The following is a 12,549-nucleotide window of genomic DNA, read 5'->3' as shown; positions in this document are numbered from 1 at the left end:
AGTCGGCGTGCCCCGGGCAGTCTACGTGTGCGTAGTGGCGGGTCGGGGTATCGTATTCAACGTGAGAAGTGTTGATGGTGATACCACGCGCTTTTTCTTCCGGCGCGTTATCGATCTGGTCGAATGCACGAGCAGCACCGCCGTAGGTTTTAGCCAGTACGGTGGTGATTGCAGCGGTCAGGGTAGTTTTACCGTGGTCAACGTGGCCGATGGTGCCGACGTTAACGTGCGGTTTTGTACGTTCAAATTTTTCTTTAGACACGGCTATATTCCTTACTATAGCGCTCTCCCCTTCAGGAGAGAGCACGGGATTTTGGTTTTTAACCCTGCGGCTTATTTACCACGGGCTTCGATTACGGCCTGAGCAACGTTGTTCGGCGCATCATCATACTTCAGGAATTCCATAGTGTACGATGCGCGACCTTTGGTCAGAGAACGCAGCTGAGTTGCATATCCGAACATTTCAGACAGCGGTACTTCAGCGTGGATCTTAACGCCTGTAACTTCAGATTCCTGACCTTTGAGCATACCACGACGGCGGCTAAGGTCGCCGATAACGTCACCGGTATTCTCTTCAGGTGTTTCTACTTCAACCTTCATGATCGGCTCAAGCAGAACTGGTTTTGCTTTCTTAAAGCCTTCTTTAAAGGCGATAGACGCAGCCAGTTTAAACGCCAGCTCAGAGGAGTCAACGTCATGGTAAGAACCGAAGTGCAGACGCACACCGAGATCAACTACCGGATAACCCGCCAGCGGGCCAGATTTCAGCTGCTCCTGGATGCCTTTATCAACGGCCGGGATGTATTCGCCAGGAATTACACCACCTTTGATGTCGTTGATGAACTCGTAACCTTTCGGGTTAGAGCCCGGCTCCAGCGGGTACATGTCGATAACAACATGACCATACTGACCGCGACCACCAGACTGTTTCGCGTGTTTACCTTCGATGTCGGTAACTTTCGCACGAATCGCTTCGCGGTAAGCAACCTGAGGTTTACCCACGTTAGCTTCAACGTTGAATTCACGCTTCATACGGTCAACGATGATATCCAGGTGAAGTTCACCCATACCAGCGATGATGGTCTGGTTAGATTCTTCGTCAGTCCATACGCGGAATGACGGGTCTTCTTTAGCCAGACGGCCCAGAGCCAGACCCATTTTTTCCTGGTCAGCTTTGGTTTTCGGTTCTACCGCGATGGAGATTACCGGCTCAGGGAATTCCATACGTTCCAGAATGATCGGGTTTTCCGGATCACACAGGGTGTCACCGGTAGTCACGTCTTTCAGGCCGATAGCAGCCGCGATGTCGCCCGCGCGAACTTCTTTGATCTCTTCACGTTTGTTGGCGTGCATCTGAACGATACGACCGAAACGCTCACGTGCGGTTTTCACGGAGTTCAGTACGGTATCACCAGAGTTAACCACACCGGAGTACACACGGAAGAAGGTCAGGTTACCCACAAACGGGTCGGTAGCGATTTTGAACGCCAGCGCAGAGAACGGCTCGTCGTCGCTTGCGTGACGCTCAGCCGGAGTATCTTTACCGTCGTCCAGAATACCGTTGATCGCAGGTACGTCTACCGGGGATGGCAGGTAATCAATTACCGCATCCAGCATCGCCTGAACACCTTTGTTCTTGAATGCAGAACCACAGGTTACCAGGATGATTTCGTTGTTCAGAACGCGCTGACGCAGAGCTTGTTTGATCTCTTCTTCAGTCAGTTCTTCACCACCCAGGTATTTTTCCATCAGCTCTTCAGAAGCTTCTGCGGCGGACTCGATCAGGTTCTGGTGCCATTCGTTAGCCAGGTCCTGCATGTCAGCCGGGATATCTTCGTATTCGAAGGTAACGCCCTGGTCGGCATCGTTCCAGTTGATGGCTTTCATTTTCACCAGGTCAACAACGCCGGTGAAACCTTCTTCAGCACCAATTGCCAGCTGCAGCGGAACCGGGTTCGCGCCCAGACGGGTTTTGATCTGACCAACAACTTTCAGGAAGTTCGCGCCCATGCGGTCCATTTTGTTAACGAACGCAATGCGCGGAACTTTGTATTTGTTTGCCTGACGCCATACGGTTTCAGACTGCGGCTGAACACCACCAACTGCGCAGTAAACCATTACCGCACCATCGAGAACACGCATGGAACGTTCTACTTCGATAGTGAAGTCAACGTGCCCCGGGGTGTCGATGATGTTGATGCGATGCGGTTCATACTGCTTAGCCATACCAGACCAGAATGCAGTAGTCGCTGCGGAGGTGATAGTAATACCACGCTCCTGCTCCTGCTCCATCCAGTCCATGGTAGCTGCGCCGTCATGAACTTCACCGATTTTGTGGTTTACACCGGTGTAGAACAGAATACGTTCGGTAGTAGTGGTTTTACCGGCGTCGATGTGCGCACTGATACCGATATTACGGTAGCGTGCGATGGGTGTTGTACGAGCCATTTGATTCCTCGTTGATATCTTTAGGCGTTCAGTTAAGTTATCCAAAACGGGCGACTTACCTGAAGCGCCCGCCTGGTGACTATGACTCCGAAGGGATTACCAACGGTAGTGTGCGAACGCCTTGTTGGCTTCTGCCATACGGTGAACGTCTTCACGTTTCTTAACTGCAGTACCTTTGTTTTCTGCAGCGTCAGAAAGTTCGTTCGCCAGGCGCAGAGCCATGGATTTATCACCGCGTTTACGAGCAGCTTCTACGATCCAACGCATTGCCAGAGCATTACGACGGACCGGACGGACTTCAACTGGTACCTGATAAGTAGAACCACCTACACGGCGGGATTTAACTTCTACAGTCGGGCGAACGTTTTCGAGAGCGACTTCGAAAGCTTCCAGTTCAGATTTACCAGAACGCTGAGCCAGGGTCTCCAGCGCGCTGTATACGATTGATTCTGCAGTAGATTTTTTACCATCTACCATCAGGATATTGACAAATTTAGCCAGCAGTTCTGATCCGAACTTCGGATCCGGCAGAATTTTACGCTGACCAATGACGCGACGACGTGGCATGGAAATACTCCGTTGTTAATTCAGGATTGTCCAAAACTCTACGAGTTTAGTTTGACATTAATTTAAAACGTTTGGCCTTACTTAACGGAGAACCATTAAGCCTTAGGACGCTTCACGCCGTACTTAGAACGAGCTTGCTTACGGTCTTTAACGCCGGAGCAGTCAAGCGCGCCACGAACGGTGTGGTAACGAACACCCGGGAGGTCTTTAACACGACCGCCACGGATCAGGATCACGGAGTGCTCCTGCAGGTTGTGACCTTCACCACCGATGTAGGAAGTCACTTCAAAACCGTTAGTCAGACGAACACGGCAAACTTTACGCAGTGCGGAGTTCGGTTTTTTAGGAGTGGTAGTATATACACGAGTACATACGCCACGTTTTTGCGGGCATGCTTCCAGCGCAGGCACGTTGCTTTTCGCAACTTTGCGAGCACGTGGTTTGCGTACCAGCTGGTTAACTGTTGCCATTAAATAGCTCCTGGTTTTAGCTTTTGCTTCGTAAACACGTAATAAAACGCCCTCACACAATATGAGGACGCCGAATTTTAGGGCGGTGTCGAAAAGGTGTCAAGAAATATACAACGATCCCGCCATCACCAGGCCATCTGGTTGGCATACTTAACCGTGAGTCTGACAAACTCAGTATAGTCAACCCTGACGACACTGTCTGAAATTTGACCACCCAGGCCGCGGGCGTCAATGTCTTCTTTCAAGGCATAGACTGTTATGGGGGCATCGCGCAGACTTTCAAGGAAGCGGTTACCTTCAATCGCGACGGTAACGCCATCCTGGAGCAACAAAAGCGCATCGCCCTCTTTTAGCAGGCGCAGCAAAGCGGGAAAATCAACGCCCGAAGCGCAATGAGGTAAGGTATGCAGCATAAACGCCTCAGAATCTCAGGATGACATCATAGTTGCCAAGCTCGCGGCGTAACGCCACGGGTTCCAGCGGCGTGGCGTCTACCACAAAATTAACGTTTTCCAGACCACGCTCGCGCAGCGATGCCGCGCAGATCCAGCATTGATCAATATCGTACAAATCAAAGAGCTTGAAAGTAGCAATATAGTCACGCGCCAGCACAGCGTCTGGTTTTTGTCCTGGTAATAACTGAAAGACGCCGTCGCTGATAAAAAAGACGCCCAGCGCTTCCGTTAGCGCTGACGTCGCCAGCAGCGCATCCAGCCCTTCACGACCTGAGGCGCTACCGTGCGGCGCGGTGGAAAAGACAAATGCAATACGTTTCATTAAAACTGCACCACCCGATCGCAGGTGAGAGAAGCCTCCGCCAGCGCGCCCAGGCCGCTTAGCGTAAAGCCCGGCTGAAGATTGGCGGACGGCAACCCCAGTCTGCCGGCTTCAGTTTCATCAATAATACCGCGACGAAGCGCCGCCGCGACACAGATGTTCAGCGCTACGCCATGCTGCGTATTCAATTTCTGCCAGGCGCGTACCAGATCATATTCATCGCTCGCCGGCGAGGTCAGGAGATTGGCGTTATAGACACCTTCCCGATAGAAAAAGACGCTGGCTAACTCATGCCCCTCATTGAGCAGCGCGTGGGCGAACTGCAATGCGCTGCTGGCCTGCTGGGTGCCATATGCCGGCCCGGTGACCATAATGGCATAACGCATTATTTATCCTGCCCCTGAAAATCGCCGCTTTTGAACTGGCGAATATAGAGGTAAACCGTGTGTTTTGAGATATTCAGACGATCGGCTACCTGGTTAATGGCGTCTTTAATATCGAAAATGCCTTTTTCGTACAAGTTAAGGACGATCTGACGATTTTTCGCATTGTTAGAGACATTACGATCGGCATTCACTTCTTCGATAGTGAACTCCAGCGTCTGGGTGACTAAATCTTCGACTGAGGAGGCAAAATTAACCGCTGAGCCGACTTCCGGCGTTTCCGGCGGAATAAAGGTATTCATAATCTGTGAAAATGGCACATCGAGATTCATGTTGATGCACAGTAGACCAATGACGCGCTGCTCGCGGTTGCGAATGGCAATCGTCAACGACTTCATCAAGACACCGCTTTTCGCGCGCGTGAAATAGCATTTCGACACGCTACTGTCCGCCCCTGTCATGTCGTGCAACATACGCAACGCCAGGTCGGTAATCGGCGAGCCAATTTTACGGCCCGTATGTTCGCCATTGGCAATACGAATGGCTGAACATTTTAGATCCTGCAAAGAGTGCAATACGATTTCACAATGGGAACCTATAAGCATCGCTAACCCGTCCACTACCGCTTCGTAGGATTTCAGAATATCGAAGTCGGTTTGCTCGAAGGGACGCTGATCCAGCAAATCAAGTTCACTGGTTTCGTTGGTTAAAAGCGACCTGGACATGAAAAAAAACACTCCTTTTCAGGAGCCTGTCGTTATGTTTTCAGGGCAGGCTCATTATTTACGCGGATGATTAAATTAATACAGTGAGGGTTCATCTTTCCAGTACTAATTTGCTCGTCTATTTCAGACTACGTGTGCGTTGGCGGTCATTCAGCCTACGGTCTCGCCCTTAACGACCAGCGCAAGCGCCGTTATCCGCAAATCAAATTATGGTGAGTAATATATCCGGCCTGAATAAAAAAAACCGCCGCTATTACAAGCGGCGGCTCTCAGTTTTTATTTTTTAGCAGCATCTGCGGCTTTAGCGTCAGCCGCATCGGCAGGTTTAGCATCCGCTTTCGGCGCTGGTTTGATATCCAGCAGCTCTACGTCGAATACCAGGGTTGAGTTTGCCGGGATCCCCGGAACGCCCGTTTTACCGTAGGCCAGCTCAGGTGGGATAACCAGCTTGATCTTGCCGCCTTTCTTAATATTTTTCAGACCTTCAGTCCAGCCAGGGATAACGCCGTCCAGACGGAAGGAGAGCGGTTCGCCGCGCGTGTAAGAGTTATCAAACTCTTTACCGTCGATCAGAGTACCTTTGTAGTTCACCACAACGGTATCGCTATCTTTCGGCGCCTCGCCTGTGCCTTCTTTCTCTACTTTGTAAAGCAGGCCGGTAGAGGAGGTTTTCACACCTTTCTCTTTAGCAAAAGCGTCGCGGAACGTTTTACCTTTTGCTTCGTTATCGGCAGCGTCTTTTTCCATCTTCGCCTGAGCAGCGCTCTTCACGCGTGCTTCAAACGTCTGCAGCGTTTGCTCAATTTCCTGATCGGACAGTTTGCTCTTATCGGCAAAGGCATCCTGAACGCCGGCAATCAACTGATCTTTATCCAGTTTGATGCCTAACTTTTCCTGCTCTTTAAGCGAATTTTCCATGTAACGACCCAGCGAGGCGCCCAGCGCATAAGCCGCTTTTTGATCGTCGTTTTTAAATGCTGCTTTGCTATCAGCGGTAGCTGCCGGTTTCGCCGCATCAGCAGCAAAAGTGATCGGTGCGTGCATAGCAACGGCCATCGTAGTTGCCAGCAGCGTGACTTTAAACAGTGATTTCATCCATATCTCCAGGGCCGGGGCATCTCGCCCCATGTTAACTTACGTAAGAAGCGTACTATAAATCGTTGCAGAACAAATCAACATACGAACACGCCCTATTATCACTTCTTTTCAGACTCTTTTTGTTTAAATTAGTTTCGTAGGGCGCGTAATGGTTGCTGTGAAAGCCGGTAAAGTTAAGTAGAATCCGCCGACGGAGACAACATAAAGAGGTACATCATGCAGGATATCACGATGGAAGCTCGTCTGGCTGAACTGGAAAGCCGTCTGGCGTTCCAGGAGATTACCATAGAAGAACTAAACCTGACGGTAACCGCACATGAAATGGAGATGGCGAAGCTGCGCGATCATCTGCGTTTGCTCACGGAAAAGTTAAAAGCCAGTCAGCCGTCAAATATCGCCTCTCAGGCAGAAGAAACGCCGCCGCCGCATTATTGAGACGAAAAAAAAGCGGGGTTAACCCGCTTTTTTTGTGCCCGATGATTTATCGAACCAATGATAATACCCTAAGGATTTCGAGTCACGGCAAGGCGGCAAGCTTGAAAATTCCCCGGGAGCATAGATAACTATGTGTGTGACCGGGGTTTGAAAGCGTAGCCAACACCGCGGTGGCTTGAAAGACGACGGGGATTAATGGCAACCGCAGCCGCCTTTACCACCACCACCGCAGCAGCCTTCGCCGCCGTGCTCGTGACCATGGTCATGACCATGACCGCCACAGCAGCCGTCTTCACCGTGATCGTGGTGGTGATCGTGCGCGCCGTGAACATGACCGTGAGCCAGTTCTTCTTCAGTCGCTTCACGAATCGCAACAACTTCTACGTTAAATTTCAGATTCTGGCCAGCCAGCATGTGGTTACCATCAACCACAACGTGATCGTCTTCCACTTCGGTAATCTCTACCGGTACCGGGCCCTGGTCGGTTTCCGCCAGGAAACGCATCCCTACCTGCAGTTCATCAACGCCCATAAAGACGTCTTTAGGCACACGCTGCACCAGATTTTCGTCATACTGACCGTAAGCGTCGTTCGCGCCAACAGCGACATCAAATTTATCGCCAACTTCATGGCCTTCCAGCGCGGTTTCCAGACCAGAGATCAGGGAGCCGTGGCCGTGCAGGTAATCCAGCGGCGCACTCACCGGAGACTCATCAACCAACACACCGTCTTCTGTACGTACCTGATAGGCCAGGCTGACCACCAGGTCTTTTGCTACTTTCATGATATCTCCTGAGCATGGGAAGAATAGTGGCGCAGATTGTAGCGGAATTCTGCAGCCGTGTACCCCTTAGCTTAAAAAAACCTGCGGCATATCGCTAGTCCGGATGAAAAATCCCGATCACTTGCTCTTCTTTGCGAACATGCTCGCGAACGTCTTTATCCGCCTCCCGCATTTGATGCCCGCACTTAACGCATTCAACAATATCGACATTATTTTCACGCCACATCGCCATTGTATCCTGCGCCTGACAGGCCGGACATTTCGCGCCTGCAATAAAACGTTTACGGATTGCCATTGTTTACCCCTACTCAAATTCATCCCAGCCATCCAACTGGCGCCGTTCCTGTTGCATTTCGCGCTGAAAAATCTCCTCCAGCTCGCGTCGGGCCTCTCTGGCGCGCGAAATCTGTACCATGTCGCTATGCTCCGGGATCAGTTCCCGCAACATTCGCATATCCAGCCGACGAAAATGCAACTGCGCGCGTTGCGCCTGATGCGGATGCATACCTAACGACACCAGAGTTTTACGTCCCAATTCCAGCGCGCTGGAAAACGTTTCACGGGAAAACTGCGTGACGCCAGCCTGTAATAACTCATGGGCCTCCACACGTCCACGCGCTCGCGCAAGAATATGCAGATGAGGAAAATGCTGCTGACACAACTCCACCAACTTCATCGTGTCTTCCGGTTCATTACACGTGATGACTATCGACTCCGCCGCTTCCGCGCCCGCAGAACGCAACAGCTCGACTTGTGTAGCGTCGCCGTAATACACTTTATAACCATATTTGCGCATCAGATTAACGGCGCTGATATCGCGTTCCAGCACGGTGATACGCATCTTATTCGCCATCAATAAGCGGGCGATCACCTGACCAAAACGGCCAAAGCCGACGACAATCACCTGGGGCTTATCATCCTCAACCCACGGCTTTTCATCATTCTCTTCCGGGCCATTAAGACGGCGCGATAACCACTTATCAATCCCTTTCATCAGTAGCGGCGTGGTCATCATTGATAATGTGACAGTCACCAATAATAACGCCATCTGATCGCCCTGAAACAGGCGCTGAGAAGAGGCGGTAGAAAAGAGCACAAAAGCGAACTCGCCCCCCTGACTCAGCACGCTGGCAAACTGCATCCGTTCAGAACTTCTTATTCCATATAACCGCGCCAGCAGATACAGCGTCAGCATTTTTATGACGACCAGAATAACAACGCTCGCCGCCACCCACAGTAAATGGGTATAAAGTACGCCGAGATTTAGCGACATACCGACGGAGATAAAGAACAGCCCAAGCAGTAAACCTTTAAAGGGATCGATAGCGTTTTCCAGCTCATGCCGGTATTCACTCTCTGCCAGTAAAACGCCGGCAATGAAGGTTCCCAGGGCCATCGACAGTCCCAGCGCGTCCATAAATAAGGCGGCGCTCAACACCAGCAACAGCGTCGCGGCAGTGAAGACCTCCCGCACGCCGGACGCAGCAATAAAACGAAATACCGGGCGCAACAGGTAACGACCGCCAATCAGCATTACCGCGAAAGCCAGTACCTTCATTGCCACTTTAAACCAGTCGAAATGCTCGTCGGCCGATCCCGCCAACAAAGGCACCAACGCCAGCGCGGGGATCACCGCTAAATCCTGAAACAGTAAGACGGAAAACCCTAACTGCCCGGACTCGCTACGGTTCATGCCTTTCTCGCGCATCAGTTGTAGCGCCATCGCCGTCGAAGACATCGCCAGGCCAATCCCGCCGACGACCGCCGCCTGCCATAAGAAATCAGCAAGCATCAATAATCCCGCCAGCACCGCCGCGCTTAACAGCACCTGAGCAGCGCCGACGCCGAAGATAGAGCGCCGCAGTTGCCAAAGCCGTGACGGATTGAGTTCGAGACCAATGATAAACATCAGAAACACGACGCCCAGTTCGGAAAAGTGCAGGATCTCGTCAACATCGCTGATAAATCCCAGCCCCCACGGACCAATGGCGATTCCCGCCAGCAAATACCCTAGCACCGCGCCGATGCCCAGCCTCGCGGCCAGCGGCACCGCCGCTACCGCCGCGAAGAGGAACAACACTCCCGCGGTCAATAAATCAGCACCTTCCATCAATAGCCTCCCGCGCTCACAGGATTCGCCAGCCACTCGCCATAGGCTTTCGCATGACTGGCCAGCGTCTGCGGCGACTGGCGGCGCGCCCAGTACACAATAATGGGCGGCATCCAGTGCATCCGGCACATGGCCGCGGTCAGTTCAAAAGGGCGGAGTACATCGCTCATTGGATAGCGGTTTAGCGCGTCATACCGGTAAGCGCTCTCCGGCTCGCCGGTCGTAATCACGCTACGCCAGTACTTTCCCACCAGTTGGTTTCCCCCTGGTCCGCTGGCGAACCCCCGACTCAAAACGCGATCAAGCCATTCTTTCAGTAAAGCCGGACAGCTATAGGTGTAAAGGGGATGCTGAAAAACAATGACGTCGTGCTCACGTAACAGGGCTTGTTCATAGGGCGTGTCGATAAAAAAATCAGGATAGCGCGCATAAAGATCGTGCACGGTTACGTTATTGTGCTGTATGGCCGGTTTAAGCAGTACCCGGTTAGCAACCGAGTCCTGAGATTCCGGATGGGCATACAACAGCAAGACTTTCGCTGGCTGAGACATCAATCCCCCTCCCGGTTGTTTTGGGTCGATACATGCCATTCTTCAGGCCGCTTCTACGTTGACAGCGTTTGTTCAACTCAGGAACGTACTCTATGTCCGCCGCTGGGGATTAATGAGAGATATTCTTGTCCCTCACCAAAGGCGGCCTGAATGATTTTGTGTATCGTTGTTGTTTTGAGCTACCATTGCGCTCCAGCGCGGCGGTACGCCCGAATATTACATTATCATAATGATAAATTAACATAGTCTGAACATACGGCGCCTTATGATTGTTTTCTCCTCGTTACAAATTCGTCGCGGCGTGCGCGTCCTACTGGACAATGCCTCGGCTACCATTAATCCAGGCCAGAAAGTCGGCCTGGTGGGTAAAAACGGCTGCGGTAAATCTACCCTGCTGGCATTGCTAAAAAATGAAATCAGCGCCGATGCCGGGAGTTTTACCCTGCCCGGAACCTGGCAATTAGCGTGGGTGAATCAGGAAACACCTGCGTTGCCTCAGCCAGCGATTGAGTATGTCATTGACGGCGACCGTGAATACCGGCAGCTGGAGGCGCAGCTTAACGACGCTAACGAACGTAACGACGGGCATGCTATCGCCTCCATACATGGCAAGCTGGACGCCATCGACGCATGGACCGTTCGCTCGCGCGCCGCCAGCCTGTTACACGGCCTCGGCTTCTCTAACGATCAGCTGGAACGTCCGGTCAGCGACTTTTCCGGCGGCTGGCGGATGCGCCTTAACCTGGCCCAGGCGCTGATTTGCCGTTCCGATTTACTGCTGCTCGACGAACCGACCAACCACCTCGATCTGGATGCCGTTATCTGGCTGGAAAAATGGCTGAAGAGCTATCCAGGCACCCTGATTCTGATCTCCCACGATCGCGATTTTCTTGACCCGATAGTGGATAAAATTATCCATATCGAACAGCAGACTCTGTTCGAGTACACCGGCAACTACAGCGCGTTTGAAGTTCAGCGCGCCACGCGCCTGGCGCAACAGCAGGCGATGTATGAGAGTCAGCAGGAGCGTGTGGCGCATCTGCAAAGCTACATCGACCGTTTCCGCGCTAAAGCGACCAAGGCCAAGCAGGCGCAAAGCCGTATCAAGATGCTGGAGCGTATGGAGCTGATTGCGCCGGCTCATGTCGACAACCCGTTCCATTTCAGCTTCCGCGCGCCGGAAAGCCTGCCGAACCCGCTGCTGAAGATGGAAAAAGTCAGCGCAGGTTATGGCGATCGCATCATTCTGGAATCCATCAAGCTGAACCTGGTGCCCGGCTCGCGTATCGGCCTGCTGGGTCGCAACGGCGCGGGGAAATCGACGCTGATCAAGCTGCTGGCGGGCGAACTGGAACCGTTGCACGGTGAAATCGGCCTCGCCAAAGGCATTAAGCTCGGCTACTTCGCCCAGCACCAACTGGAGTTCCTGCGCGCCGATGAATCCCCGCTGCAACATATGGCGCGTCTGGCGCCGCAGGAACTGGAGCAGAAGCTGCGCGACTATCTCGGCGGCTTCGGTTTCCAGGGCGACAAAGTAACGGAAGAGACGCAACGTTTCTCCGGCGGCGAGAAAGCGCGCCTGGTACTGGCGCTGATCGTCTGGCAGCGTCCAAATCTGCTGTTGCTCGATGAACCGACCAACCACCTGGATCTCGACATGCGTCAGGCGCTCACCGAAGCGCTGATTGATTTCGAAGGCGCATTGGTCGTCGTGTCGCACGACCGCCACCTGATTCGCTCCACCACTGACGACCTCTATCTGGTTCACGACAAAAAGGTCGAACCGTTCGACGGCGACCTGGAGGATTATCAGCAATGGCTGAGCGACGTGCAGAAACAGGAAAACCAGGCCGACAACGCGCCGAAGGAAAACAACGCCAACAGCGCTCAGTCACGCAAAGATCAGAAGCGTCGCGAAGCCGAGCTACGCACTCTGACGCAACCGCTGCGTAAAGAGATTACCCGTCTGGAAAAAGAGATGGAAAAGCTCAACGCCCAACTGGCGCAGGCGGAAGAGAAGCTTGGCGACAGCAGCCTGTATGACCCAAGCCGTAAAGCGGAGATGACCGAGTGTCTGCAACTGCAGGCCAGCGCCAAATCCGGGCTGGAAGAATGTGAAATGGCATGGCTTGAGGCGCAGGAGCAGCTTGAGCAGATGATGCAGAACGACTAAGAGCCTATCCCATTAGGCTATTTTATTCG

The 12,549-nt window shown here is 52.6% G+C and carries 15 protein-coding genes; 2 read left to right on the top strand and 13 right to left on the bottom strand.

Annotated elements, in window-relative coordinates:
• From J4617_RS17160 to fkpA, 9 genes are all read right to left on the bottom strand, one after another.
• A partial coding sequence (locus J4617_RS17160; RefSeq protein ID WP_000031674.1) for a GTP-binding protein occupies nt 1–262 on the bottom strand: 262 nt, incomplete at its 3' end.
• Between the two features lie 71 nt (nt 263–333).
• Entirely contained in the window at nt 334–2,448 is a 2,115-nt protein-coding gene (gene fusA / locus J4617_RS17155; RefSeq protein WP_000124693.1) for an elongation factor G, read from the bottom strand.
• Between the two features lie 96 nt (nt 2,449–2,544).
• A complete protein-coding gene (gene rpsG / locus J4617_RS17150) occupies nt 2,545–3,015 on the bottom strand; it encodes a 30S ribosomal protein S7 (RefSeq protein WP_001138043.1) in 471 nt (156 codons plus the stop codon).
• A 95-nt stretch (nt 3,016–3,110) separates the two neighbouring features.
• Nucleotides 3,111–3,485 carry a 30S ribosomal protein S12 gene (rpsL, locus tag J4617_RS17145; RefSeq protein WP_000246815.1) on the bottom strand — a complete coding sequence of 125 codons (375 nt, stop codon included), beginning with the start codon at nt 3,483–3,485 and terminating at the stop codon, nt 3,111–3,113.
• A 125-nt stretch (nt 3,486–3,610) separates the two neighbouring features.
• On the bottom strand, nt 3,611–3,898 hold the full coding sequence (gene tusB / locus J4617_RS17140) for a sulfurtransferase complex subunit TusB (RefSeq protein ID WP_000903398.1): 288 nt from the start codon (nt 3,896–3,898) through the stop codon (nt 3,611–3,613).
• A gap of 7 nt (nt 3,899–3,905) precedes the next feature.
• Entirely contained in the window at nt 3,906–4,262 is a 357-nt protein-coding gene (gene tusC, locus J4617_RS17135) for a sulfurtransferase complex subunit TusC (protein WP_000820705.1), read from the bottom strand.
• The gene (gene tusD, locus J4617_RS17130) at nt 4,262–4,648 is read right to left on the bottom strand and encodes a sulfurtransferase complex subunit TusD (RefSeq protein ID WP_001268012.1); all 387 of its coding nucleotides are present in this window, start codon (nt 4,646–4,648) and stop codon (nt 4,262–4,264) included. The genes tusC and tusD overlap by 1 nt, the downstream gene beginning before the upstream one ends.
• Nucleotides 4,648–5,370, bottom strand: a complete 723-nt coding sequence (locus J4617_RS17125; protein WP_000091471.1) for a transcriptional regulator — start codon at nt 5,368–5,370, stop codon at nt 4,648–4,650. Before J4617_RS17125 ends, tusD begins: the two co-directional genes overlap by 1 nt.
• A 276-nt stretch (nt 5,371–5,646) precedes the next feature.
• Entirely contained in the window at nt 5,647–6,465 is an 819-nt protein-coding gene (gene fkpA, locus J4617_RS17120; RefSeq protein WP_017465353.1) for an FKBP-type peptidyl-prolyl cis-trans isomerase, read from the bottom strand.
• Nucleotides 6,466–6,684: 219 nt separating this feature from the next.
• Between fkpA and J4617_RS17115 the strand changes: the two genes are divergently transcribed.
• Nucleotides 6,685–6,903, top strand: coding sequence for a protein SlyX (locus J4617_RS17115; protein WP_001152701.1), 219 nt, complete (start codon nt 6,685–6,687; stop codon nt 6,901–6,903).
• A 192-nt stretch (nt 6,904–7,095) separates the two neighbouring features.
• On the opposite strand, the gene slyD is transcribed toward J4617_RS17115, so the two are convergent.
• The 4 genes from slyD to kefG form a co-directional block, all read right to left on the bottom strand.
• Entirely contained in the window at nt 7,096–7,686 is a 591-nt protein-coding gene (gene slyD, locus J4617_RS17110; protein WP_000861341.1) for a peptidylprolyl isomerase, read from the bottom strand.
• 94 nt (nt 7,687–7,780) lie between these two features.
• Nucleotides 7,781–7,981 carry a YheV family putative zinc ribbon protein gene (locus tag J4617_RS17105; RefSeq protein ID WP_001007735.1) on the bottom strand — a complete coding sequence of 67 codons (201 nt, stop codon included), beginning with the start codon at nt 7,979–7,981 and terminating at the stop codon, nt 7,781–7,783.
• Nucleotides 7,982–7,990: 9 nt separating this feature from the next.
• Nucleotides 7,991–9,796, bottom strand: coding sequence for a glutathione-regulated potassium-efflux system protein KefB (kefB, locus tag J4617_RS17100; RefSeq protein ID WP_017465352.1), 1,806 nt, complete (start codon nt 9,794–9,796; stop codon nt 7,991–7,993).
• The gene (gene kefG, locus J4617_RS17095) at nt 9,796–10,347 is read right to left on the bottom strand and encodes a glutathione-regulated potassium-efflux system ancillary protein KefG (protein WP_000081820.1); all 552 of its coding nucleotides are present in this window, start codon (nt 10,345–10,347) and stop codon (nt 9,796–9,798) included. Before kefG ends, kefB begins: the two co-directional genes overlap by 1 nt.
• Nucleotides 10,348–10,612: 265 nt before the next feature.
• Between kefG and J4617_RS17090 the strand changes: the two genes are divergently transcribed.
• Nucleotides 10,613–12,520 (top strand): ABC transporter ATP-binding protein, encoded by a 1,908-nt coding sequence (locus J4617_RS17090; RefSeq protein WP_000634767.1) that lies wholly within the window; start codon nt 10,613–10,615, stop codon nt 12,518–12,520.
• Nucleotides 12,521–12,549: the final 29 nt, after the last annotated feature.

The sequence above is a fragment of the Salmonella sp. 32010601201800023SM genome, from assembly GCF_017572235.1.
Lineage (GTDB): Bacteria > Pseudomonadota > Gammaproteobacteria > Enterobacterales > Enterobacteriaceae > Salmonella > Salmonella enterica.
Note: the sequence above shows the minus strand (reverse complement) of the source record. Positions and strands in the feature narration are given on the sequence as shown.